General features: G+C 54.8%; 23 protein-coding genes and 1 tRNA gene. 10 read left to right on the top strand and 14 right to left on the bottom strand.

Features of this window, described 5'->3' with window-relative positions:
- Positions 1–2: 2 nt before the first annotated feature.
- From Q0W94_RS05685 to Q0W94_RS05655, 7 genes are read left to right on the top strand one after another with little or no spacing between them, the layout of a single operon-like run.
- Entirely contained in the window at positions 3–275 is a 273-nt protein-coding gene (locus Q0W94_RS05685) for an RNA-binding protein (RefSeq protein ID WP_297762167.1), read from the top strand.
- 39 nt (positions 276–314) lie between these two features.
- Positions 315–866, top strand: a complete 552-nt coding sequence (locus Q0W94_RS05680) for a DUF3172 domain-containing protein (RefSeq protein WP_297762165.1) — start codon at positions 315–317, stop codon at positions 864–866.
- Between the two features lie 18 nt (positions 867–884).
- Positions 885–1,679, top strand: a complete 795-nt coding sequence (locus tag Q0W94_RS05675) for an MlaE family lipid ABC transporter permease subunit (RefSeq protein ID WP_315863102.1) — start codon at positions 885–887, stop codon at positions 1,677–1,679.
- An 11-nt stretch (positions 1,680–1,690) separates the two neighbouring features.
- Complete coding sequence (locus tag Q0W94_RS05670; RefSeq protein WP_297762161.1) at positions 1,691–2,071, top strand: DUF1818 family protein; 381 nt, start codon at positions 1,691–1,693, stop codon at positions 2,069–2,071.
- Positions 2,072–2,101: 30 nt separating this feature from the next.
- Positions 2,102–4,990, top strand: coding sequence for a GAF domain-containing protein (locus tag Q0W94_RS05665; RefSeq protein ID WP_297762159.1), 2,889 nt, complete (start codon positions 2,102–2,104; stop codon positions 4,988–4,990).
- Positions 4,987–6,777 carry a ferrous iron transport protein B gene (gene feoB / locus Q0W94_RS05660; protein ID WP_297762156.1) on the top strand — a complete coding sequence of 597 codons (1,791 nt, stop codon included), beginning with the start codon at positions 4,987–4,989 and terminating at the stop codon, positions 6,775–6,777. Before Q0W94_RS05665 ends, feoB begins: the two co-directional genes overlap by 4 nt.
- Positions 6,768–7,520 carry a precorrin-2 C(20)-methyltransferase gene (locus Q0W94_RS05655; RefSeq protein WP_297762373.1) on the top strand — a complete coding sequence of 251 codons (753 nt, stop codon included), beginning with the start codon at positions 6,768–6,770 and terminating at the stop codon, positions 7,518–7,520. The genes feoB and Q0W94_RS05655 overlap by 10 nt, the downstream gene beginning before the upstream one ends.
- Here the strand turns inward: Q0W94_RS05655 and Q0W94_RS05650 are convergent.
- From Q0W94_RS05650 to Q0W94_RS05615, 8 genes are all read right to left on the bottom strand, one after another.
- On the bottom strand, positions 7,506–7,961 hold the full coding sequence (locus tag Q0W94_RS05650) for an NUDIX hydrolase (RefSeq protein WP_297762154.1): 456 nt from the start codon (positions 7,959–7,961) through the stop codon (positions 7,506–7,508). The genes Q0W94_RS05655 and Q0W94_RS05650 overlap by 15 nt on opposite strands.
- Positions 7,958–8,428: a thioredoxin-dependent thiol peroxidase gene (bcp, locus tag Q0W94_RS05645; RefSeq protein WP_297762152.1), complete on the bottom strand. Its 471-nt coding sequence runs from the start codon at positions 8,426–8,428 to the stop codon at positions 7,958–7,960. The genes Q0W94_RS05650 and bcp overlap by 4 nt, the downstream gene beginning before the upstream one ends.
- Before the next feature lie 80 nt (positions 8,429–8,508).
- Entirely contained in the window at positions 8,509–9,627 is a 1,119-nt protein-coding gene (locus tag Q0W94_RS05640; RefSeq protein WP_297762150.1) for a hypothetical protein, read from the bottom strand.
- A 3-nt stretch (positions 9,628–9,630) separates the two neighbouring features.
- Positions 9,631–10,929 (bottom strand): hypothetical protein, encoded by a 1,299-nt coding sequence (locus tag Q0W94_RS05635; RefSeq protein ID WP_297762148.1) that lies wholly within the window; start codon positions 10,927–10,929, stop codon positions 9,631–9,633.
- Between the two features lie 130 nt (positions 10,930–11,059).
- Positions 11,060–11,653, bottom strand: coding sequence for a peroxiredoxin (locus Q0W94_RS05630; RefSeq protein WP_297762146.1), 594 nt, complete (start codon positions 11,651–11,653; stop codon positions 11,060–11,062).
- 123 nt (positions 11,654–11,776) lie between these two features.
- The gene (locus tag Q0W94_RS05625) at positions 11,777–12,526 is read right to left on the bottom strand and encodes a TlyA family RNA methyltransferase (RefSeq protein WP_297762144.1); all 750 of its coding nucleotides are present in this window, start codon (positions 12,524–12,526) and stop codon (positions 11,777–11,779) included.
- A complete protein-coding gene (locus tag Q0W94_RS05620) occupies positions 12,523–14,136 on the bottom strand; it encodes an ABC transporter substrate-binding protein (protein ID WP_399372321.1) in 1,614 nt (537 codons plus the stop codon). Before Q0W94_RS05620 ends, Q0W94_RS05625 begins: the two co-directional genes overlap by 4 nt.
- A gap of 14 nt (positions 14,137–14,150) precedes the next feature.
- Positions 14,151–14,223, bottom strand: a tRNA-His gene (locus Q0W94_RS05615).
- Positions 14,224–14,269: 46 nt separating this feature from the next.
- Here Q0W94_RS05615 and Q0W94_RS05610 point away from each other — a divergent pair.
- The 3 genes from Q0W94_RS05610 (at position 14,270) to Q0W94_RS05600 (ending at position 18,227) form a co-directional block, all read left to right on the top strand.
- Positions 14,270–14,653 (top strand): DUF4359 domain-containing protein, encoded by a 384-nt coding sequence (locus Q0W94_RS05610; protein WP_297762140.1) that lies wholly within the window; start codon positions 14,270–14,272, stop codon positions 14,651–14,653.
- A gap of 388 nt (positions 14,654–15,041) precedes the next feature.
- Positions 15,042–17,636, top strand: coding sequence for an AAA-like domain-containing protein (locus Q0W94_RS05605; protein WP_297762138.1), 2,595 nt, complete (start codon positions 15,042–15,044; stop codon positions 17,634–17,636).
- Between the two features lie 162 nt (positions 17,637–17,798).
- The gene (locus Q0W94_RS05600) at positions 17,799–18,227 is read left to right on the top strand and encodes an ATP-binding protein (protein ID WP_297762136.1); all 429 of its coding nucleotides are present in this window, start codon (positions 17,799–17,801) and stop codon (positions 18,225–18,227) included.
- On the opposite strand, the gene Q0W94_RS05595 is transcribed toward Q0W94_RS05600, so the two are convergent.
- The 6 genes from Q0W94_RS05595 to Q0W94_RS05570 form a co-directional block, all read right to left on the bottom strand.
- Positions 18,224–19,135 (bottom strand): branched-chain amino acid transaminase, encoded by a 912-nt coding sequence (locus Q0W94_RS05595; protein ID WP_297762134.1) that lies wholly within the window; start codon positions 19,133–19,135, stop codon positions 18,224–18,226. The two genes, Q0W94_RS05600 and Q0W94_RS05595, sit on opposite strands and share 4 nt — an antisense overlap.
- Positions 19,136–19,226: 91 nt before the next feature.
- On the bottom strand, positions 19,227–20,237 hold the full coding sequence (locus Q0W94_RS05590) for a DUF389 domain-containing protein (RefSeq protein ID WP_297762132.1): 1,011 nt from the start codon (positions 20,235–20,237) through the stop codon (positions 19,227–19,229).
- A 47-nt stretch (positions 20,238–20,284) separates the two neighbouring features.
- Positions 20,285–20,749: an MEKHLA domain-containing protein gene (locus tag Q0W94_RS05585; RefSeq protein WP_297762131.1), complete on the bottom strand. Its 465-nt coding sequence runs from the start codon at positions 20,747–20,749 to the stop codon at positions 20,285–20,287.
- A gap of 3 nt (positions 20,750–20,752) precedes the next feature.
- Positions 20,753–21,907: an alanine--glyoxylate aminotransferase family protein gene (locus tag Q0W94_RS05580; RefSeq protein WP_297762130.1), complete on the bottom strand. Its 1,155-nt coding sequence runs from the start codon at positions 21,905–21,907 to the stop codon at positions 20,753–20,755.
- A 29-nt stretch (positions 21,908–21,936) separates the two neighbouring features.
- The gene (locus tag Q0W94_RS05575) at positions 21,937–22,950 is read right to left on the bottom strand and encodes a type I glyceraldehyde-3-phosphate dehydrogenase (RefSeq protein WP_297762128.1); all 1,014 of its coding nucleotides are present in this window, start codon (positions 22,948–22,950) and stop codon (positions 21,937–21,939) included.
- Positions 22,951–23,037: 87 nt separating this feature from the next.
- Positions 23,038–24,600, bottom strand: a complete 1,563-nt coding sequence (locus Q0W94_RS05570; RefSeq protein WP_297762126.1) for a photosystem II high light acclimation radical SAM protein — start codon at positions 24,598–24,600, stop codon at positions 23,038–23,040.
- Positions 24,601–24,757 lie beyond the last annotated feature (157 nt).

The following is a 24,757-nucleotide window of genomic DNA, read 5'->3' as shown; positions in this document are numbered from 1 at the left end:
TTATGACACTGTACATCGGCAACCTCTCCTACGAGGCCACTGAAAACGATCTTCGCGAAGTTTTTGAAAAATATGGTGCCATTCGCCGGATTGTGTTGCCGGTGGATCGCGAAACCGGTAAGCGACGGGGCTTTGCTTTTGTCGAACTGGTAGATGAAACTCAGGAGGCCGTTGCCATTGATGATCTTGATGGTGCCACATGGCTAGGGCGAGTCCTGAAAGTGAACAAGGCCAAGCCAAAACAGGCGGGGGGGCAAGCAAACTCTGCCTTCTAGGGGCATACTGGTAGGGAAGTGCTGTTCACTTTTGCTGCTATGCCTCGACGTTCGCCATCTCCACCGCGTCCCCGTCCTCAAACTCGTCGTCAGCCAGAGCCAGAATCCAAGTCAGCGGTGAACACCCGTACCTTGGCGATCTTAGGCGGCGTTTTCATTATTGGGGTTGGCGTTGGCGTCACCTTCAGCAAAACCACGACCCTTAACCCCGATAACGTGGCCTCGACGCAGTTTATTGATCAAGCAGCACCCAATCCCGATATTTGCGTGCAATTTGGTGCGAGCGCGATCGCGGTGGATACGCGGATTTTTGTGACCTTTAATCCCTTTTCGGTTTTTGTGTCTCAACCCTCCATGCAACCGGGCTGTGTTCTGCGGGCCAATAACGTTGCCCTCCTAGAACAGCGACAACTCATTACGGGTGAACAGTTGCGCAGTTGTCGCCAACGGCTGAATACCTTTGGCTACGTCGGCAACCTAGACGCCAAGCCTGAAATTAGCTGTGTCTATCAGAGCACAACGGATAAAAACCTCTTCCTCAAACTCTCAGGCTTAGGTAATGGTGCTGCGGGTGAAACCGGTAATTTCTAGGACGCAACAATGAAGGCGATGAAGTGGCCAAGGCTACGCTGGCGGGCAAGTCAGGGTATACGACGCTTGGGTACAGCCTTTCTCTTAGCGGGTCAAGTCACCTATCATTTGCTGCGGGGGCGGGTTAGTCTACGTAACTTGATCGAGCAAATGGCTTTGGTGGGGCCTGCCTCCCTCAGTGTTGCCCTGATTACAGCCGCCTTCGTGGGTATGGTGTTTACGATTCAGGTCGCCCGTGAATTTATTGCCTTTGGTGCCACGTCTGCGGTAGGTGGGGTGCTGGCGATCGCCCTTGCACGGGAACTAGGGCCTGTGCTGACAGCAGTGGTGCTCGCCGGGCGGGTTGGCTCCGCCTTTGCGGCTGAAATTGGCACCATGAAAGTCACTGAGCAAATTGACGCCCTCTATATGTTAGGCACCGATCCCGTAGATTACTTGGTGGTGCCACGGTTTATTGCCTGTGTGCTTATGTTGCCAATTCTTAATGTCTTAGCACTGGTAACGGGCTTGGGGGGGGGCTTGATGATTGCCGATTATCTCTACGGTATTCCCCGTGGGATCTATATTGAGTCCATTCAGAACTTTCTACAAACTTGGGATCTGTGGAGTTCGATCATTAAATCGGGCATTTTTGGCGGGGTCGTGGCCATTATTGGCTGCAATTGGGGCATGACAACCACCGGGGGCGCCAAGGGCGTCGGTCAATCCACTACGGCGGCGGTGGTGATCTCGCTACTGGCCATTTTTATTCTCAACTTTTTCCTGTCTTGGGCACTCTTTGGCGGCAACAGTACCCTCGTACCCACATTCTAGAGGGTTGGCCTATGGAACTGCGAGTCGGGCAAAGCTGGCGAGTGGGCTGGCGCAGTGATCAACACTATGCAGGTCTAGTGGGTGCCCAGGATTGGGCCACCGAACTCACTGACACCGAGTTTAGGGCCTTTGTGGAGTTATTTCGCCAACTCCATGAGCAGTTGCAGGCGATCGCCCCCGAATTGATGCCCGAGGAAATGATTACCCTCAGTGGCAGCAACAACGCGGTGCACTTGGAATTGGAGGGCTATCCCCATGCCTATAGCCTGCATCTGATTGTGTTGGGCGATCGCCGTGTTGAGGGGACATGGCCTGCCCCTGTGCCCCCCGACTTTCTCCTTGCCTGCTGTGAACTCGAGCACAGGATTGTGGAGGGGCAAAGTTTACAATAGAAGACATCCTTCTCGGTTGCGATCGCCCCTATGACCTCTGCGAAATCCTCGAAGGTCAGCCCCCCTTTGGCGGCACTGGTCAACACCATCAAACAGTTACAGCAGCAAGAGCAAATTGGGGGACTCATTGCTCCCTTGGTGAGCTTTGCCCAAGAGACCCTCGGCATGTCCTTTGTCTGGTTGGGGCTGTACAATGAAGGCGCCAAACAACTCATTGGCCAAGGGGGAACAACGCCCGTCGGTGATCATCCCTTTCTCAAACAGAAACTGCTCCTTGCTGCGGGCAGCCTTCTCGATCAGGTGTTGATGAACCGCAAGCCCATTAGTTTGCCCAGTCTTAAGGAGGAACCTCGCCTAGGAGAATTACGGGACGCCGCCAGCCGTTTGGGCATTCAAGGCACCGCTATCTATCCCATTGTCCGCCATCGTCAACCCCTTGGCATTCTTATCATTGGCTCCACCACGTGGGGCGATACGCTGCGGGGGGATGATTTGGCCCACATGAGCCTGCTAGTCAGTGCCCTTGGCTCGGAACTGGAACGCCTAACAGCGACCAAAGTAACGAAAGCGGTACCAGAAGCAAAGCAAGCGGCTGCTCCCACGATGACCAGTGATGACCCCATACGCCATCTGCTCCAGGAGGCCAGCCGTGCCCATAGCTTCGGCCAACGGATTGAAGCCCTGTTGCTGGCAGTACACCAATTTTGTCAACCTCAACGGACCAGCCTCTTTTGGCGGGATTTGGAGCAACCCCTCTATCGGCGGCGTAGTTACACCGTTGGTAAACCCCAGAGCCGCGAGAGCCAGCGGCAACCCCTAGCGATTACGCAGCAGGAGTTAGCAGGTTGTTATACTGCCCTTGCCAGTGGCCAAATCGTGAGCATCAGCGATAGTCAAAGTGTGGTCAGTGCCACCGCTCCCTTGCGGCTGATGCAAATGCTCAACTGCCGTGCTCTTCTGGTAGCCCCGATTCTGGTGGGCACCGATGTCGTGGGCTTTCTCACATTGGAGCGCAATGAGCCTTATCCTTGGAACGACAGCGAGAAGAAACTTCTGCAAGTCACCGCCGAGCTATTGGCCTTGGCAGCCCCCACTGAACGCCTGGAACATCTCTTGGCACAGACCCAACAGGCCCAAAGCCTTGTCAGTGAGATAGCCCAGGCCATTTGTGATGAGCAGGACTGGCGGCGGGCGCTCCACCGTGCGAGTGAAAAGTTAGCGGCGGAGCTAGAGGCGCAGTGGGTCTTTTTGCTGACCTATAACTCCCTGACCCAAGCCTTTGATGTGCTGTTTCAGTATCCGGCTCCCCGCGGGCGCGATCGCCATCCACCCTTCCCGCCATTACCAAAAATGGATTGGCAGCTTCTGGAAACTGCAACCACAGCCATTGCCCTGGAGGACTACAGCAATGAATTGCGCCTTTACTCTTGGAAAGAGGTCCTCGGCAAGCTGAATATCCGCTCCCTTCTGGTGGCAACCACTACCCCTGGCCATTCCTTGGAGGCGCTGCTGCTGGCGGGGCGCACTGAACCCACCGTTTGGGGCAAAAGTCAGCAAACTCTTGTGCAGGAGGTGGCTCGCATCCTTGGCCTGATTAGCCATCAGTGGCAACTGCAAAACACCAATACGCAGCAGGAGCAGGTGCGATCGGCAATGTTGGCGGGGTTAAGGGCACTGCAACGCACCCAAAATCTCGAGCGTCTTGAACTGACGGGCTTGCAGCAGCTCATGAATTTGATGCAGGTGCCCCTTGTGGCTTTAGTGACTTGGCGACCCGGTCAGACCGTTGGCTCGATTGTGGCACCGCCCCCCAGCCATGCCAAGTTTGCCATTCGCAACGACACTGAGATTGCCATCTACGAGGATCCCTTGATCCACAGTGCCCTGATGGCCTCCCAAGCGGATGTCAATAGTAATCCCTACGCTTGGTTGATTCAAACCACGGCCGCTGAACTGGATCCCCATACCCGTGAGTGGCTGTCAGGGCCAGAGATTGGCCAGATTTTGGCGATCGCCCTGCGCGCTGATCCAGAATATGAACCTTCGGGAGTGCTGATTGTTGCCGATCACCGCGATCGCCTCTGGTCAACCTTGCACCTAGAGGCGTTCATTACCCTTGTCAACCATTTAGCTTGGGCACACCGCAGCACCTGCCTCATTCAGATGCTCACCCAAGGCTGGCAAACCCTTGAAACCCTCAACTGGTACAAACACCGTCACCTGGAACAGGTCTATGGCCAACTTGCGAATCTCGGCCATCAGTTGACGCAATGGCTTCAGCAGCACCCCGAGGCAGATCCCCTGCTGCGGCGGTTGGGCACGCTCCTGCAAACCCAGCTGGAGTCTCTCCATCCCCTCTTGAACCATGAGGTGTGGCAACTGGACAAAGCCACCCAGACAGCAGGCCTAGCGGTAGTCCTCAAGCGAGTGATGGATCGCATTGAAAACTGGAAGCAGCGCAAACAACTGTGGATTCAAGTTCACAATCAACCCGTACTCACCCTCAATGGCGACCTTAGCAAGCTGGAGTTAATCCTCTATGAATTGCTGCTTTTTGCCTGCCAGCGATCGCCCTCCCAAGGTCGCATTGACATTTGGTGTCAGCAAATTGAAGGCAGGGGTCAGGGGGGAAAAATGGCGTCTTGGCTGGAACTCTCCATTACCGACAATGGGGAAGTGGCGCCACAGTTGCTCATTAAACTGCACCAACTGGAACATCTTGACTGGCTTGCTCCCTCTAGCCTTGATCAGCCCCCCGGGCGCCACCTCAAAATTTGCTGCCATCTTTGTCAACGCCTAGGCTACAGCCTTGACATGTATAAGTTAGAGGATGGCCGCTTCCTCAGTCGTCTGCTCATTCCCCTAAATAATGGCGACACCGGTACCTTCGAACTGCAATCCTCACAGCCACGCCAATGACCCCCAGCACGATCCCGCTTCTCGGCCTTCCCAACACTGGTAAATCGACATTTTTTAATCGCATTGCTGCTGCCCGTGCCCATGTGGGCAACTGGCCGGGGATTACCGTGGACTTAACAGAAGCGGAGATTTTCCTCAATGGTGAGAGGGTTAAGCTGGTGGATTTACCGGGCATCTACGATCTAGCGGGGACAGCTGCCGATGAAACCATTGTGCGGGAGTTTTTCCAACGCGTGCCGGTGCGGTTGGTGTTGGTGATTCTCAATGCCAGTCAGATTCAGCATCAATTGCGCTTAGCCCTTCAGGTGAAGGCCTGGGGCCTACCCATGGTGGTGCTTTTGAATATGGTTGATGAAGCTCGGCAACTGGGGATTCAGATTGATACTGAGAAGTTGAGCGATCGTCTGGGGGTGCCCGTCGTTGCTCTCAGTGCCAAATACGGTGGTGGCTATTGGGAGGCCTACGAAACTATTTGCCATGCTCTCAAGGTAGCACCGATTCCCCAAACCCCGCTCCTCCAGCCAACGTTGCCAGAGCTTGAGGCGGGGGCGATCGCCCCCCTATTGGCGGACAGCGTCACTTTCCCCAGTCGCACCGTTCGCAGACTAACAGAGCAATTGGATCACTGGTTGCTGCACCCCCTGTGGGGACTGCCCCTCTTTTTTGTGGGGCTATACCTTGTCTTTCAAGGGGTGTGGGTACTGGGTCTAGGGCTTCAAGGCTGGCTCAGTGATACCTTTGAAGCCTTTCAGGGACAGGTGCTGGCGCCACTGTTCGCCGGGCTTCCCCCCCTGCTCAGCAGTTTGCTGATTGAGGGCCTCTATGGCGGCATGACCACAGTGGCAGCCTTTGTGCCCTTAGTAACCATCTTCTTTATTGTGATGGCGATCGTCGAGGACAGTGGCTACCTGGCCCGTGCTGCTTATCTCATGGATGGCTTAATGGCACGCTTGGGTTTGGATGGCCGCAGTTTTGTTCTCAGCTTGATGGGCTTTGGCTGCAATGTCCCGGCCCTGATGGCCACCCGGATTATTCGCTCGCCGGGGCTGCGGCTGCTGACAATGCTGATCATTCCCTTTTCCCTCTGTTCAGCACGGCTACAGGTGTTTGTCTTTCTCATTGCCTGCTTGTTTCCACCACAGTGGGGGGCAGCTGTCCTGCTGTCCCTCTATGGTTGGAGCATCCTTGCAGCCTTGTTTACTGCCCTCTGTTTTCAAGGCTATTTCCCGAATACAGATCCCTTTTTGCTGGAGCTGCCCCCCTATCGTTGGCCGACGGCACAACAGGTGCTCCTGCGGGCGTGGGGCGAGGTGCGGCACTTTCTCTCGCGGGCAACGGGCTTCATTATGATCGGTGTCTTGGTGGTGTGGGCATTGACCCATTTGCCCTTGAATGCAACGCCCGCCAGCCCAGAGACCTGGGCCGGCCAACTGGGAACAGCGCTACAACCGCTTTTAGCACCGGCGGGCATTACACCTGAACTGACAATTGCTCTCATTGTCGGCTTTGTGGCCAAGGAGATTGTCATTGGCGCGTTGGCAGTTATCTATCACCTTTCGGGTACCTCCCTACAGCAAGCGATCGCCCAGGACTTGACCCCGCTGCAGGCCTACAGCTTTATGCTTTTTACTCTCCTGTACACCCCCTGTCTCAGCACCCTTGCCACCCTCTGGAGTGAATCCAAACGCAAGCAGTTTACGATTTTTGCTATCCTCTATGCCTTGGCAATGGCGTGGGTCGTCAGTGGCAGTGTGTATCAACTCGGGCGCTGGTGGGGATGGGGCTAGTGACCACTCTTTGCGGCATTGGCATAGGACCTGGCGATCCCGAACTCATTACCCTTAAAGGTTGGCGACGCCTACAACAAGCAAGGGTGATTGCTTTTCCGGCGGGGCTACAGAAACGGCGCGGTATTGCCGAGGAGATTATTTCTCCCTACAAACAACCCCAGCAAATTTACCTTCCCCTCGAGTTCCCCTATGTTCTTGAGCCAGATATCTTAAAACGGGCATGGCAAAAGGCAGCCGCTCAAGTCTATGCATACCTTGCTCAGGGCACTGATGTGGTCTTTGTGTCTGAGGGAGATGTCAGTTTCTACAGTACGTTTTCCTATCTAGCAGCAGCCGTCCAGAACCTTGACCCCCATATTGCCCTTGAGGTGATTCCGGGAGTTTGCTCGCCCTTGGCAGCAGCGGCCAGTTTAGGGGTGCCCCTGACCTCGGGGAGGGAGCGCCTAGCGATTTTGCCAGCGATGTACCACGGGGATGAGCTCCCACGGGTATGGGCATGGGCAGAGGTGGTGGTTTTAATGAAGGTGCGATCGGTTTATGGCGCCGTCTGGCATTGGCTCAAGGAACATAACCTCTTGGAACAGGCGGCAGTGGTGAGCTGGGCAACAACGCCTAAACAAGAAATCTACACCCCCCTGACAAACTATCCAGAGTTAACCCTGCCCTACTTTTCGCTGCTCATTGTTTGGAAGCGGCGCCCAATCTTGGAGAATTTTCGCGAGTGCCTAGGTCAACCCTAGATGTCCATTCAAATAGTCCTCTAACTGTTGGGCATGGTCGTGGGCTAAATCGGCTAAAGGAAGGTCACTCAGGGGAAAAGCTTGTACTGCCCGCACTTCCTTGACGTCCAACACCTGCGGCTCACCATCCACCCGGGCAGCGATCGCAATACACACGGCATGGACACGGGGATCCCGCTTCGGGTCAGAGTAAACGCCCACTAGGCCTTCAAAGCTCTGGAGGCGCAGCCCTGTTTCTTCTGCCAGCTCGCGGGCGCCCGTCTCCAGAATGGTTTCTCCCCAATCCATCATCCCCCCGGGCAGCGACCATTGACCGGTATCGCAGCGTTGCACCAAAATCAGGTGATCGCTTGCGGTCAAGGCAATGACTGACACCGCCACAAAGGGACGCCGCCAGAATCGCTCCAGGAAAAAGCCTAGAACTCGCCAAAACCCACTCACCCTTGCAGCCGCTCCAGATCCGCTAGCACTTGCGCCACGTGGGCATCGGGTTTGACCCGCCGATAAATGGCGGCAATTCTACCCGTGGGATCGATGAGAAACGTATCCCGATAGACACCCAGATATTCCTTGCCCAGGAACTTTTTCGGGCCATAGCTGCCGTAGGCCTGGGCAACCTTGGCATCCCCATCTGCCAGGAGCCGAAAGGGCAAGTCAAGCTTTTGCTGGAATTTGGCGTGGGAGGCGACACTGTCGGGGCTGATGCCTAAGATAACGACGTTGCGATCGCCCAAAGTGGCACTCACCTCACGGTAGGCGCAGGCTTCTTTGGTGCAGCCAGGGGTATTGTCACGGGGATAGAAATAGAGAATCACCCACTGACCTTGAAAGTCAGCCAAACGCACCAGCTGACCAGTGGCATCCGCCAGTTCAAAGGGGGGAGCGATCGCCCCAGGGGTTAGGGACATTTTTGAGCAATTCCCAATGGTTGACCATTTCTATCTTCCCCCAGTTTGACTCCTGCTAGGGTGGTCAAGGGGGGTAGCCCCTAGCCCTCAGCGAAAAAGAGGCGAATCAATAGGTACAGCATCCGCTGGCGATAACGATAGAGCAGGAAGGCGATCGCCGGTGTCAGAATCACAAAAAAGCCATACAGGCCGACCACCGTCGCCAAGTCGGTATGGAAAAAGTCGCGGGCCAGGCGAACCAAGTCGTGATCAATGCCCCCCTTACCCATGAGGTACATCTCCCGAAACACCGGATCAAACTGCAACTGCCAAGCAAAGCGCATATTAAAAAACACAATGAAAAACCCCACCATACCGTAGAGGGGACGTTCAATGGGGTAGCGGCACCCCCACCCACTCAGGGCACGGTAAAGAAAAATCACGGCAAAAATCAGTTCAAAGCCATGCCCCATGGCCACAAAGAGCATTTCATGAACAGGACTAAAGGCCACAAGGCTGTAGAGCAGCGTCAAGACCCCAAGGCAAATCAGGGTAAGCCGATTTTGACGGTAGAAATAGGCCAAGGCCAATAATCCTGTATAGATGAGCAGGACAAGACCCCCTGCGCGATCGCCATGGAGGGTGACGCCACCACCGTAGCGAAAGTCAAAGGCCGGAACCGCTGGATAGCCAAAGAGCCACGCCGTCACTGCATGCCCCAGCTCGTGAACAAGGGTAATTAGCGGACTGAGCAAAAATGTCACCTGCGCTGACGCAAGGAGCAAAAGCGATAGACCCAACCCTGCTGCGATCACTTGCCAATCTTGGGTGCTGAGGGGTTGTACGGGAATGCCAAACTCCTCCCGGCGGCGAGGGGTGGGGAGCTGCTGACGCAGGTGCTCCCCCTTGGCAAGGCGCAGTAACTCATGGGGACGGGTCAGATCAAGCACCGCTTCCCAGAGGTCGTTGCTGTTGTGGCAGGCGGTGATCAGGAGACTACTGTGGGCATAGCTTGGCCACTGGATCAGTTCGCGCGCAAGTAGCGTTAGCACAATTGCCGCCGGGACAGCCGTTGGACACTGAAGGCGCAACAGGAGCGATTCTCGCTGCTGACCCACTGTGACCCCTATCCCCTTAGGGGCAAGGGCCGCCTCTAGAAGGGCTTGAATGGCCCTGAGATCGCCGCTGGCCGCTGCCGAGCGTAACGCGGATGGAGCCATGGGCTACTCCGATTCTAGGCGCCGTAACCACTCGCGATCAATGGCTTCCGATTGGGCCAACTCCTGCTCCACCAAGTCTTGATCGGAGCGATAGATGACATCCTGTTCGCGGATTTGCCGCTGCTGGGCATAGGTTTGAGCGGCTCGTAATTTGGCACGCAACTGGGGTGTGGGATGGGCCAAGAGATTAGCCCAGTGGTAGCGGCGGGCATTGCGATCGCGAATGCGTTGATTTTGCCACAGTAACCAGTAGTACCGCCCCAAGGGAATCCCCAAAAAGCCAATGCCATAGCCAAGTAAAATCCAAAAGATCGAGGCGACAAAGGCCACTAGTCCCCCCAGCTCTTGGGCGATCGCCCCATCTCCCAGCAGGTACCACAGCATCAGTGCACCGATGAGATTGACACAGCCCAAGCCAATGGCCACCATAATTTGCCAAGCGGGTGCCCGACTAAAGCGCCAGAGCTGCTCCTCCAAGATGGGGGGCAGTGTCTGCTGTTGCCGTTGGCGAGTTTGAGCCGTCGTTTGTAACTCAGGAAAGCAATAGATAATTTGCCCTGTCTGCGTAACCTGCGGGCGACCATTAAAGTGGGTGAGCACGGGCAGCATGTACCACTCATCGTCTCCCGGATTGGTTTCTAAATCGAGATAGGGGGCAATTTGCTCTGCCGTAACCGCCCCGCCATTGTTGCGGATGACCTGGCCAATCAGTTGCCAGCGGCGTTCTTCAAGGTCAGCATTGGGGTTGCCATCGCCAAAGAGGAAGGAATAGACCCCCTCAAAGAAGTTCATTTCTTCGCCGTTGTCCCTGGATGGGGGGCGCGATCGCTCAGGAGCAGGATCGCCAAAGAAATACCAAACGTCAGGAAAGACCCAAAAGTTGATGCCCCCGCCCCTCCAAGAGCTCTCTTGGCCGCGATCGTCACCGTCACGCCCCTGACTGGACAGGGCAATCAAAATGAGGGCGATCGCCAGAAAAATCAGGACAATCGAAATAATGAGGAAAATGCCAAAGGAAATGCGAATAAGATAGAAAACAATGCCCCAAACCCGCTGCGCGACCGCCCGTAGGCGCAGTTGCCAGTATTTTGCTTGCAGGATACTGCGAAAATTTCTCGGGAAGACGTAGACAATGTCACCGCTTTCGGCCACTTGCAGCGTTCCCCCGACATCGGCCGCCAAGGCCATTAATCCTCTTTCAGCCGTTTGTAGCGGTAATCCCACTGTACCCGCCACATCCCCTGCGGTAACTCGGTACCCCAGTGTGTCTACAGCCTGCATCAGGCGGCGATCAACCGTCATGTTTGCCTCCCTATTCGGCAAAAGGCCTCCTGTTCCACCCTAACCTTTTGACCGTTCTCTTGGGGAAGTAAAAAAAAGAACCCACCCCCAGGGCAGGTTCCCAAAGGATCAGTCTGAGAAAGAGGGGCCATTAGCCCACTGCTTCAAAGTAGACTTTAGATTTGACAGGATCGGGATTCATGGTTTTGTCACCGGGTTGCCAGCCGGCAGGGCAGACTTCATCGGGGTGGGTTTGAACGTATTGAATCGCTTGCAGCACCCGCAGGGTCTCATCAACGCTGCGGCCAAAGGCTAAGTTATTGATAGTGGCGTGCTGGATAATGCCTTCTTTGTCAATGATGAACAGACCGCGCAGGGCCACTCCTTCTTCGGTCAGCACATTGTAGGCAGTGCTGATTTCTTTTTTCAGGTCAGACACCAAGGGATATTTGAGATCGCCGACACCGCCGGCTTTGCGATCCATTTGCGTCCAGGCCAAGTGGGAGAACTGGCTATCCACGGACACGCCAAGGATTTCGGTGTTCAATTTGGCAAATTCATCGTAGCGATCGCTAAAGGCAACAATTTCCGTAGGGCAGACAAAGGTAAAGTCCAAGGGATAAAAGAAAAGAACAACGTACTTACCGCGATAGTCCGAAAGCTTGATGGTTTTGAACTCTTGGTCATAAACAGCAACCGCTTCAAAATCGGGGGCGGGTTGACCGACGCGCAGACACTCAGACATAGAAAGCCTCCTAACTAAGACCGGTAAACACTGCTGTTTACATTTGTTAACTTTTAGCAGCTATGCCCACTATATCATACTCATAACGGTTTTGATTTTAAGTACCACCCCCAGAGCGGGAGATTAGGGGCCAAAAAAGTAGGCCAAAAACTCCTGGTTACCCGCCGGTCCCAAAATCGGTGAGGGGGTCACGCCGTAGCACTGCCAGCCCAAAGCCACCGCCGCTGCCTTGACCTGCTCTACCGCCTCCTGACGCGCCTGGGCCTCGCGCACCACACCCTGTTTGCCCACGCGATCGCGCCCCACTTCAAATTGCGGCTTAATCAAAGCAATTAGCTCCCGCGGCGGCAGTAGCAACTCCCACAGGGCAGGGAGCACTTTAGTCAAGGAAATAAAGGAGACATCCACCACCCCCAGATCGGGTCGGGGGCCATCGTCGGTGTACAGATCAGCGGGGGTTAGATAACGCAGATTGGTACGTTCCCTGAGAATCAGGCGCGGGTCTTGGCGCAGCTTCCAATCCACTTGGCCATAGCCCACATCAATGCCATAGACCAATTGGGCGCCCGCCTGCAGCAGACAATCCGTAAAGCCGCCTGTGGAAATACCGCCATCCAAACACACGCGATCGCGCACCACCACCGGAAAGACCCCTAGGGCATGGGCGAGCTTTTCACCCCCCCGCGAAACATAGGCGGGTTTTGCTTTCACCTGAATGGTGGCATCCACAGCCACCAGCGTCCCCGGCTTATCAATGGGAATATGGTTGACTTGAACTGCGCCAGCACGAATCCAGCGTTGTGCCTGTTGGCGGCTCTCACACAGCTGCCGCTCCACAAGAAGACTATCCAAGCGTTGCTTTCGGGGAGTCATTGATCCTTCCGCAGGGGGGCAAAGGCAAAGAGCTGGTTGACATCAAGGGCTAACCCCCGCAACTGGGGTTGGGCAAAGAGAGTGGTTTGACTCTGCCACAGGGGCAAAAAGGCCACGGCCTCAGCATTGAGTTCCTGAAGCTGACGCAGGAGTGCGCCGCGGCGTTGGGGATTGGCCTCACGGCGACTGGCAACAATGAGGTCATTGGCCTCAGGACTGTAGAAAAATGACCCCCACGCAGCACTGGCACCCCTTTCACAGCCGGTGGCTAGGGAACCGCGATCGCAACTCAGGAAGGGTTCAAGGTAGTTATCGGCATCGTAGAAATCACCGTACCAGTCGAGCAAGACCAAGGGATAGGCTCCACTGTCTAAATTGCGGTAGATCGTGGCGGCATCGGCACTGTCTAGTTGCACCTGAACGCGATCGCCCAAATCCCGCTCTAGGGAGGCTTTCAGAACCGTTGCTGCCAAGACATTACTGGGAACATTGGCACGGTACCAAAGGTTCACCACCAAGGGCTGCTGCGGTGAAATAGTCGTGTTCTGCAACCAGTGCTCTATTTGCTTAGAATTGCCGTCTCCATAGCGATCGCGAAAGACGGGCTCACTCACAGGAAATAAACTTGGGACTAGGGAGTACAGGGGTTCTGCTTCCCCCAAAAAGACTCGTTCCACCAGGCGCTGACGATTGACACTCGCCGCCAAAACCTGCCGCGCCGCCAATTGATCCCAAGGGGGTTGGCGCACATTGATACTCAGGACGGTCACAGCGTTGCCTGCCCCCGTCATTACCTGCCAGTGCTTTGTTGACGCTTGCGTCTTGAGGGCGCGAATTTGATTGGGATCGAGCGCACCGATTGCCACATCCACTGCCCCCGTGCGAAAGGCATTGTAGAGATTGGCACTACTGGAGAAGATTTGGACGCGAATGCCAGCATTTTCGGGTTTGGTGCCCCAATAGTCAGCAAAGGGTTCAAGGCGCACCCCATCCGTCCTGTAGGCCGCTAGGCGGTAAGGGCCTGTGCCCACAAATTGGGTCGGCAAGAAGCGATCGCCGGCCGCTCTGTAGGCCGTAGGAGAAACGGCACACAAGCCACTAAAGGCCAACAAATGGGGAAACGCCACGAAGGGTTCCTTAAGGCGAATTTCCAGCAAGTCCTCTGCGATCGCCTTAATTTCTTTGACGCGTCCTGCAAGCAGGGAGGCGGGCTGGCCACCACTATTCATAAATCGCTGCAGGGAAAAGGCCATGGCCGCAGCATTAAAGGGCGTACCATCGTGGAAGTAAACCCCCCGCCGTAGGGGAATGCGGTAGGTGAGGCCATCTTCGCTCACTTCGGGTAAGGCAGTGGCCAGCTGGGGAATAAGGTCTTTGCCGTTGTAAGTATAGAGGCGATCGCCCAAATTGAACAGAAGCAGGCCCGCCAAGTTTTCGTAGGCATCAGCGGGGTCGAGGGTGCGCAGGCGCGCCGTGGTGCCAATGACAAGACTGTGATCCCCTTGGCGCGATCCCTCACCGCCACAGGCAACCAACAGCAGACTCAACAACAGTACAAGACATCCCCACAGTAGCCGTTGTGCCACAGACACACCCGCTCGGTACACCATCCACTAGAATAGAGGGCGAGCGATGGGACTCGAACCCACGAATGGTGGAACCACAATCCACTGCCTTAACCACTTGGCTACGCTCGCCATGCCTCTTAAGCTAGTTTCCTAGCATAGCATAGAGAATCCTCCCATGAAAGTGCCTCTGCTTTCCCAAATCATGGCACGCCCTCTCTGGTGTGGCGGTGGTGCCTTCTTGCTGTTGGGGATTATTGCGGCCTGCCTCACCAATCCCACCCCTGCCGACTATCAACGCCATACCGCAACGGAAATCAATACCTTCCTTTTGACTCAGGTGTGCCCAGAGATCATCCATCGCAATCGCGGGCTAGCTATGGTGGCTTTGGAAGTCTGCGACCAACTCGAATCCCGCCCAGCACAAGACATTGAACGCTACATTGCCTACAACACCCAAGCCTATAACCTTGGCGTTGCCACCCTCTTTGTAACTGAACTGCCGATTCAAACCATCTGGAGCCTCGGCCTTTTTGGTCGAATTATTCCGCTAACGCTATAACGCCTGCTTTCCCCTAGGGACAGGTGTAAAATACAAGCATCCATCCCCCAAGGTACCGACCTAGTTCTTTGGGAAATTTGAGGAAATCCTGTCCCCAGGGCGATCGCTCAAGGGAGGCCTTTGAGCTTTCCCAGCCGATGCCATTGGGCGTGTGGGCTGTTTCCTACGGAGCCTCGTCATCAGTCTAGTCATTATCCTGCGGTAACGGCATCGAGTCCTTTTATCTTTTCCTTTGCAATGTCTGGGAGTGCCAGGGTGGTTTTCCTGTCACCTGTGCTGTATGCGATCTTTACCGCCGAATACCCCCTGGGGGCACTCTGATGGTGGAGCGACAAAGGGCTGTGCCAAGATATATCAACGAGGAGACGCCGGTAAAAAAACAATTATCATGATTGGCAAAACCCTTGGCGGGCGCTATAAACTCATTCGAGTCTTGGGAGCTGGGAACTTTGGCCAAACGTTTCTGGCAGAGGATGTTCATCGGCCCATTCGGGCCAAGTGTGTTGTCAAATACCTGCGCCCGGCCCGCAGGGATGCGGCCTTTCTCCCTTTGGCGCGATCGCTCTTTCAGCGCGAGGCCCAAATTCTAGAGCGGCTGGGCACTCATGACCAAATCCCCCGCCTCCTTGCCTACTTTGAGGAGGACAACGAGTTTTACCTTGTCCAAGACTTCATTGAGGGTCAAGTCCTACGGCAGGAATTGGTGCCGGGCTGTGCATGGTCAGAGGCACGGGTGATTGAGCTGCTCCAAGATGCCCTCGCAGTTCTCAGCTTTGTGCATGAATGTGGTGTCATCCACCGTGATATTAAACCCGATAACTTAATTCGTCGCCAGTTGGATCACCGCTTGGTCCTCATTGATTTTGGTGCTGTGAAGGAAATGGGGGTCTCCATTGGCGGCGGCACCTTAGTGGGAGATGCGAATCCGCAGACGATCGCCATTGGCACACCGGGGTATATGGCACCAGAGCAAGCCCAAGGACGGCCCCGCCCGGCCAGCGATCTCTATTCCTTGGGAATGGTGGCTGTACAGGCATTAACGGGGTTGAGTCCCCTGCAACTCACCCAAAACCCCTACGGCTGTTGGTGTTGGCAAGCCACTGAACCGGTGAGCGATCGCCTAGTGCAGTTTGTCAATAAGCTCATTCACCCTTCTCCCTATGAACGCTTTGCTACGGCTGCCGATGCCCTTGCCAGCCTGCAACAAGTAGAGCTGCCCAAATCCTTTTGGTTTCGCCTTGGCCAATTTCTCAGAACTCCCGTTCAAGACCTGTGGCGATCGCCCAAGGTGGCTGGGCAAGCTTCTACAGTGCCCCCCCGTCCACTACCCCCTGTTTCGACACTACCCCCCAACGCCACCGAACCCAAACCGGTGTCCTCGCCACCGGCAGCCACCGCCGCCCTTCCCAACCAAGGTCACCGTATTTTTATCAGTCACTCCAGTCACGGCACCGATTTGCACTTGGCAAGTGCGCTCCAAGAGGCGTTGCAAAAGGCGGGTCACCAACCCTTTCTGGCTAGCCAAAGTATCCGTCTCGGGGAGGGATGGGCACAGCGGATTGATCAGGAGCTCAAACAGTGTGATTTTTTTGTTCTGTTGCTCTCGCCAACGGCAGCTCAAAGTGAAATGGTGCTTGAGGAAGTCCGCACCATCAAACAGTTGCAAGCCCAACGGCGCGATCGCCGTCCCTTTATCTTGCCTGTGCGGGTCAATTTTCCGCTGGATATGCCCTTGAACTATGAGTTGCGGGGCTACCTGCATCGCCTGCAACAGCGCTTCTGGCGATCGCCAGCGGATACGGACACCCTGCTGCAAGAAATTCTCGACTTGGTGAATGCAACCACTGCCCCTGTGGCCACCAGTAGCGAGACCCCCCAAGAAACCATTGCTGAACCCGATCCAAGGAATACGTTGGTTGGTGATGGTGCCCCTGTTCCCGTGGCTGAGCCAGAACTGCCGGAAGGGCAAGTGGAAGTGGCCTCAGCGTTTTATATTGAGCGGCCTCCTATTGAGCAGCGTTGTCGGGAAACCCTCTTGCAACCCGGCTCCCTGATTCGCATCAAAGCTCCCCGCCAAATGGGCAAAACCTCACTCATGGCACGGCTGCTATACCGCGCCACCCAAGAGGGCTATGGTACTGTTCCGCTCAGTTTCCAACTGGCGGATGCCCAAGTCTTCAGTGACTTGGAAAAACTACTGCGTTGGCTCTGTGCCAGTGTTGGACGGCGCCTAGGACTAGAAAACCGCCTCAATGAGTATTGGGATGACATTTTTGGCAGTAAATATAACTGCACTGCCTATTTTGAGGAGTATCTCTTACCCAATTGCCAGAAACCGGGGACCCAATTTGAGAGTCGCCCCCTTGTTCTCGGCCTAGACGAAGTGGATCGGGTGTTTGAATATCCGGAGGTGGCCAGTGACTTCTTTGGCCTGTTGCGGGCATGGCATGAAGAGGGCAAAAACCGCGATATTTGGCGCAACCTCCGTCTAATTGTCGTTCATGGCACCGAGGTTTACATTCCCCTGGATATTAACCAATCTCCCTTTAACGTCGGCTTAGCCATCGATCTGCCGGAATTCACCCAAGAACAAATTGCTGAGTTGTGCCGCCTTCACGGCCTGCGTCTGTTAGAAGGGCAGCTTCAAGACCTTCAGCACTTGGTGGGGGGGCATCCCTACCTGATTCGTCTGAGTCTTTATCATCTCGCCCGCCAAGACCTCACCTGGCAGGAGCTAATGGCCAATGCCGCCTCAGAAACGGGGTTATATCGAGATCATCTGCGGCGACAGTGGTGGCATCTCCAGCAGCAGAAAGACCTGGTACCCGCCTTTAGGAAGATTCTGCAAGCAGACGACGGCAGTGTCGTTGATAGCACCCTTGGCTTTAAGCTCCACAGTTTGGGACTGATTACCCTAGAGGGGAATTTGGCTAAGGTGCGCTGTGATCTTTACCGCCGCTATTTTGGCGATCGCCTGCATTAACCTCTCAAGGACTGGCCAGTCCAACGGCGGTTGTGCTGGCAATAAGTCCCTTGCTAAGCTAAAGGTAGAGGGATTCGGTTATCCGCCAATGACTCTCACCAGTCTCGGATCTGTCTCCCGCTGCCCAGTCATCCGTTGCGGGTTATGCCGTCTATGACGTTAATGTACGTTGCGCCTCAGTGGCAAACCCTAGCATTTCCCTCAACACTTTTTCTCCAACCCATCCTAGAGATTCTCATCAGTGATCTTCCCCCCCAATACAAAGACGAAATTAGGCTAGGCCTCCAAGAAGCTCTCGTTAATGCGGCTCGCCACGGCAATCAACTCAATCCCGAAAAGCTGGTTTTCGTGCGCTATACCCTTTTCCCAGGGGAATGCTGGTGGGTGATTACCGATCAGGGGGAGGGCTTTTCTCCCCCCAGTCATGTTTCTAAAACGGCCGATGAATTATTGCCCGCCGAGGACTGTGAATGTGGCCGCGGCTTATTTCTAATCTATGCCATCTTTGATGAGGTGTATTGGAACGCCAAAGGCACAGAAGTGAGCCTGTGCAAGTATCTCACACCAACGCACCACAGCCGCTTTGGCTAGAGGGGAATGACATCAATCCAGTGGCGATACTGCGGCTCGCGGCCTTCCACAATCGCCTGCAATTGCTGTTGGAGTTGGCGCGTCAGGGGGCGATCGCTAGGCAGAGTGTAGGTCTCAATACGGCTCACGGGCACAATTCGGGCAGCCGTGCCGGTTAAAAAGACCTCATCCGCAATCAACAGTTCCGTGCGATCCACGGGTCGCTCCATCACCTTGACACCGGCTGCTTGCGCCAGTTCAATGACACTGCGGCGGGTAATCCCCTCAAGAATATCCTGATCCACGCTCGGCGTAATCAGTTGCCCATCCCGCACCAAGAAGAGATTCATCCCCGACGCTTCACAGACTTTCCCTTGATCGTTGAGCAGAATCGCCTCATCAAAGCCAGAGGAGACTGCTTCTGTCTTGGCCAAGGCAGAAACAATATAGGAGGTGGTGAGTTTGCCCCGCAGGGGAAAGGAGCGATCGCACTGCCGCTGCCAAGAACTAATACGACAGGTAACACCAGTGGCTGAAAGATAATCTCCAAGGGGCATGCCGTAAATGAGAAAATCCTTTTCAATATCGTGGAGCCGGGGTGCAATTCCCAACCCGGAGGTATAAACCAAGGGCCGAATATAGAAAGGCACGCTGGGTTGATTTTTCTGTACCCACTCAATGATTCTTGCTTTAATGTCACTGGTTGGCAATTCATAGCCCAGATAATGGGCACTGCGACTGAGGCGCCGACAGTGATCCTCAAGACGGAAAAGGAGAATTTCCTTTGAATTAGCAGGATTGGGAAGACCACGCAAGCCGCCTAAAGCGGCTGTTCCATAGTGGAGGGCATGGGTGGCCACGGAAATTTTGGCTTCTTCAAAGGGCACAAATTGACCCTTGAGGTAGGCGTAGGGAAGAAAGTCACTCATGCGTGAATAGGCAGCGTTGACAAAGAGCAGATGAAACTGAAATGACGGTGGAGTCCCAATAGTTTAACATTTTCGCTTGACGCTCAAAAAACTAGGGCGTTGACTCTTCTGCGGTTACTTCTTGAACACTGGACACCTGTAGGACTAAGCGAAAAGGGCGACCCATGCGCTGATGGATAAACTCTTCCATAAGCCTGACTTGCTTGGGTGTCACCGGTTCACGGGCCCGCACATTCAGGCGCACAATCGGTGGATTACTGACCCAGTCGGTCTCGCTACTTAGTAAATCTAGTTGCTGAAACGTGAGCGTACCCCGCACCAGCGCTTGCCGTACCTGATACTGGAGGCGTGCCTGTTGCAGAAGGCGACTAAAACTAATTGCCAGCGGTACGACTAAAACAGCTGTTAAGGCCCCAGCAATGAGTAGTGGACGGCGACTGCGGTGGAGGGGAATGTAGCCAGTGATAACAAACAGAACCATACAGGCAAGGGCAATGCCCAGCAGATTGGTGAGATACAGCAGGATTGCCCCCAGGGTCAGGCGGGCATTCCCTTGGGCTAGCCCTAGACCAATCGTGCACACTGGTGGCATCAGGGCAACCGCAATGGCAGTTCCGGCTAGGGTATTGGAAATCCGAGGCTCGGCGATCGCGTAAGCACTCACAGCACCGGCCACGACAGCAATACCAAGATCAAGAAGCGTAGGTTGGGAGCGAGCCATAATTTCACTCCCGTAGACTTCAAGACGCACAAACAGGCCAATGAGCCATGACATGCCAACAGCAACTAAGGTACCCGTGCCTAGAGCGACAGTGGCCTCTCGAAAGAGTCTGATATTCCCACTTAAAGAGGCAAAGGCAAGCCCGCGAATGGGTGCCATCAAGGGGGCAATGATCATTGCTCCAATAATCACCGCCGCACTATTCGCCAATAGCCCAAAGGTGGCGATCGCGCAGGAGCTGACAATCAAGAAGAGGTAGGGAACACTCAAACAGGATTCCGCATTAAGCACCCGGGTCAATTGATCGAGGCTTTCTGGGGTGCGGCGATGGTAGCGGAAGGCTTGCACCTGCTCCAACCAATGGCGAAAGAGTTGTTTCATAGGTGATGTGACGGGCTCGATGAAAAGTAGAATTGGTTAAATCAATCCTACAGAAACTGCCAGTGATCAAAGGTGGCGGCTTGTCCCACTGGATTGCCTGCCCCATCTAGAACTGTCCAGATGCAAGCATTGTCAATGCGAAACCGTCGCCCCGTGCGGGAGATACGAATGCCGCTGTAGTTACTGGCATACCCTTGGCGGGCGGCTTCGGCAAGCAGGGCGGCCCGTTCAGCTTGAGCCATCGGTTCAGCCGTAAAGCGGGAGGGAAGCTGTACCCATTCTGTCCAAGGACATTCCCAGAGGGTAAGGGCAGCTTGGTTACCGTAATTGAGAATTGGCTCTGCCCCACTCCCATGGGATAGAACAGGTTGGGACCAATGGAACAGTTGCTCTGCTAGTTCCAAGTCATCCTCAGCCGGATTGGGGAGGAGCGATCGCCCCGTCCATCGCTGAAAACTGACGCAAATGCGCCGTGCCTGCTCGACTGCCAGTGGCTGTAACCAAGGCTCCATCCCTTAGGCGGGGGTCAATACACGACTGGCGGCAGCTACCCCAGCGCCAGGGCTAAAGTTACCGTAGCCCAATTCCCCAAGCACGGCTTCGAGGGCACTGATAGCTGCCAAAATATCGCGATCGCTAACAAAGCCCAAGTGCCCCACTCGGAAAATTTGCCCTTTCAGGTGATCTTGCCCCCCCGCTAGGGCAATGTCAAAGCGTTTTTTCATGAGGCTGCGAATCTTCTCAGCCTCTACCCCTTGGGGTGCCACGGCGGTAATGGCGGGACTAGCGCAGTGATCCGGCGCATAGAGGGGCAGGTTGAGTGCCTTCATGGCCGCACGGGTGGCCTGCATCAAGCGCTGGTGGCGAGCAAAGATATTCTCTAACCCCTCTGACTGCATCATCTCCAGCGCTGTCTTCAGCGCAAAGATTAGATTCACCGGTGGCGTAAAGGGGGTTGTGTTCTTGGCAGCGTCTTTGCGGTATTTGCCAAGGTCAAGATAGAACTTGGGCAGCGTTGCGCTTTTGTAGGCTTCCCAAGCCTTGGCACTAACACTGACAAAACCTAAGCCCGGTGGAATCATGTAGCCCTTTTGGGAGCCAGAACCAACCACATCCAGCCCCCACTCATCAATTGGCACATTCACAGCGCCAAGACTGGTGACGGCATCCACAATGATTAGGGCTTGGCCGTGGGCTTTGACATGGCGGTTAATCGCTTCTAAGTCGTTGATCACCCCCGTTGAAGTTTCGCTGTGGGTGATAATCACCGCTTTGATGGTTTTAGCCGTGTCTGCCTCAAGGGCGGCTTTGAAGTCCTCGGGGTTGAGGGGCTGTCCCCAAGGGGCAGTGATGCGCTGCGTTTTTAGGCTGTAGGCCTCACAGAGCTCTGCCCAGCGATCGCCAAATTTGCCGTTACAGCCCACAAGGACGCGATCGCCGGCACTGAGAAAGTTAATGATCCCAGCCTCCATGGCCCCTGTGCCACTGGCCGCCAAAATGAGGACATCATTGGTGGTTTGATGCAACCACTTTAATCCCGCCGTCACCGCCGCCATGATCTCGCTAAAGTCACCGCTGCGATGGCCAATGGGATGCTTGCTGAGGGATAGAAGCACAGACTCCGGCACCGGCGTCGGACCCGGAATCATTAACATTGATTTGTCTTGCATCGTGAGTTGCGAACCAATTCCTAAAACGATTAAGCCCAGTGCGCCGCCATGTGCTCTGCCAAATCCAGAACCCGCTGGCTGTAGCCCCACTCGTTATCGTACCAAGCCACGACTTTGACAAGGTTGTTCCCCATCACCATCGTGAGGGATGCATCCAAAATCGCGGAGGCGTTGTGACCCCGATAGTCCGAGGACACCAGCTCCAGTTCACTGTAGTGGATAATCCCCTTCATGGTGGTTTCTGAGGCTTCCTTAATTACTTGGTTCACTTGCTCAGCAATGGTCGGTTTTTCCACTTGAGCCACAAAATCCACCACAGAAACATTGGGGGTAGGTACCCGCAGGGCAATCCCGTTGAGCTTCCCTTGTAACTCAGGAATCACCAAGCCTACGGCCTTGGCGGCCCCCGTGGAGGTGGGGACAATGTTCATAGCAGCTGCCCGTGCCCGCCGCAGGTCGCGGTGACTGGCATCGAGCAGGCGTTGATCCCCGGTGTAGCTGTGGGTTGTCGTCATCATGCCGTACTGAATGCCAAAGGTCTCATGGAGCACTTTGACAATGGGGGCTAGGCAGTTGGTGGTACAACTGGCATTGCTGACGATATCCTCACTGGGATCGTAGGTGTGATGATTTACCCCCACTACATAGGTTGGAATGTTGCCTTTGCCAGGTGCAGTGATCAGGACTTTTTTTGCACCGGCGCTCAGGTGTTTGCTTGCCCCCTCGCGGCTGGTAAAGACTCCTGTGGCTTCAATGACCAGATCAATCCCCCAGGCACTCCAAGGCAGATTTTCGGGGTTGCGATCGGAAACGCATTTGACCGCGTGGTCGCCGGCATAGATGCAGTCATCGTCAGCAGTGATTTCGGCATCATGGAAAATGCCCAACATCGAGTCATACTTGAGCAAATGGGCATTGGTGCGGGGATCGGAGGTATCGTTGATGCCTACAATCTCTAGCTTGCTATTGGCTTTCCGCTGTAACCAGCAACGCATGAAGTTCCGACCGATGCGCCCAAAACCATTGATAGCGACTCTAACCACCTGATCCCTTCCTCTGTTTACTAACTCATGGCCAGAAATGATCTAGGAAACATTCTAAGGGGGAATGGTCATTTTATTTCGCTTTTTTTAACGATGTACCAAAGGACGTTCCTCAAGAGGAGCAGATAGGGCCTCCTCCAAAGGGGCACGGCCAAAGCGCTCCTCCAGCAGATCCATCACGGTGCGGCCAAAGTCACTGGGATTGAGGCGCCAAGCCGCGAGGCACACTTCCCCAAAGAGAGATCCCATGGGTTCAGGGTTCCAAAGCAGTTTCTTGGCCGTCCACGGCATCAGGCTCATAGGGTTGTAGCCGGGACGCAAAATGCCGCGCTCGAGGGCATATTCCTCAAGGTGGGTGTGGGGTTGCAGACCAATGAAAAAAATGGCTGGCTCAACGTTGTCTGCACCAAAGATGCGTTCCAGTTCGCGGTGGTAGGCAATGGTCTGGGCAATGGTAGCGGGGCGCTCATCAATGACATTGAAGGAATAATTCACAGAGACAAGGGCGTTGAACCCTGCAGCTTTCAAATCACGGCAGTTTTGCAGCACCGTTCGCAGGTTGTAGCCCATGCGCATTTTCCGCACCAGTTCTTGGGAGCCACTGGTAATGCCAATTTCAAAGTAGTTCATCCCCGTTTGCACCATGAGCTCACACAGCTCGGGGGTGAGGTTGTCGGCGCGGATGTAGGCTGCCCAGTGAATATCATTCATGCCTGCTTTGAGGATTGCCCGCAGCAGGGCGATCGCATCGGGGATAAATTTGCGAGCGGGGATAAATTGGGCATCGGTGAACCAAAAGTTGCGCACACCGCGATCGTAGAGCTGGCGCATTTCTGCTACCACTTCCGCGGCAGGGTTGATGCGCACCTGTTTGCCTTCAACCACGGTATAGACGCAATAGCAACAGTTGTGGGGGCAGCCCCGCTTGGTTTGCACCCCAATATAAAAGTCGCCCCCCTGAAGGTAATACTCGAATTCTGGCCAAATGGTTTCAATGTAGTCGTAGTTGCAGGCGGTTTTTTCGATGGGGGTTGGCCATTCGTGAATGAGGCGATCGCGGGGCCGCTCAACACCCGCAATGTAGCAGCGCTCCCCGGAAATGGGTTGGTTCGTTAGGACTTTGTGCAGCAGCGTTTCCCCTTCGCCAACGGAAACAATGGTGCCTTTGGGCAGTTGAGAACCCAACTGTTCATAGAAGACGCTCACCGCGCCACCACCGACAATGGTCGTGACTTCCGGATGGTGACGCTTGGCATGGTGGAGTCCCAAGCGGATTAAGTTGAGGTTGCGCCAGAGTTCACCATAGTAGGCACTCATCACCCGCAGACCCCCGATCGCTCCGCGCAGCTTCACCAAAGGATTGCGAGCGTAATAGACCTCAAAGGCATGTTGCAGGGGATTGCCCCCCCGTCCGCCCACTGGGGCATAGATTTGAATATCTCGCCAAGAAAAAACCAGATGGGTGGGTCGAAACTCATCAATGACTTGGGCGAGGGCACGCCGAAAATCGAGGGGCGGCACCGTTCCCAGATCAAAAATCCGTTGCTCAATGCTTGGTAATTGCTTATGGATATAGTCTGCAAGATAGACAACACCAATGGGAAAAATGGGATTGCAGGGGAGACGGACGTAGAGGACACGCGGCGACATAGGCTAGCCCAAGACAAGATCTATGGAAACGCTAAATTCTTAATAAATCTCTATAGCTGTTTAGTTTTTAACACATTTACGCCTTTCCAGCAGGGGATCACGGTAATTCAAGGAAGGGATCAACTGTCGATCCTGTAGTTGAGTTTACAACTGCATC

Origin of the sequence: Thermosynechococcus sp., from assembly GCF_025999095.1 — a bacterium.
Classification (GTDB): Bacteria; Cyanobacteriota; Cyanobacteriia; order Thermosynechococcales; family Thermosynechococcaceae; genus Thermosynechococcus.
Note: the sequence above shows the minus strand (reverse complement) of the source record. Positions and strands in the feature narration are given on the sequence as shown.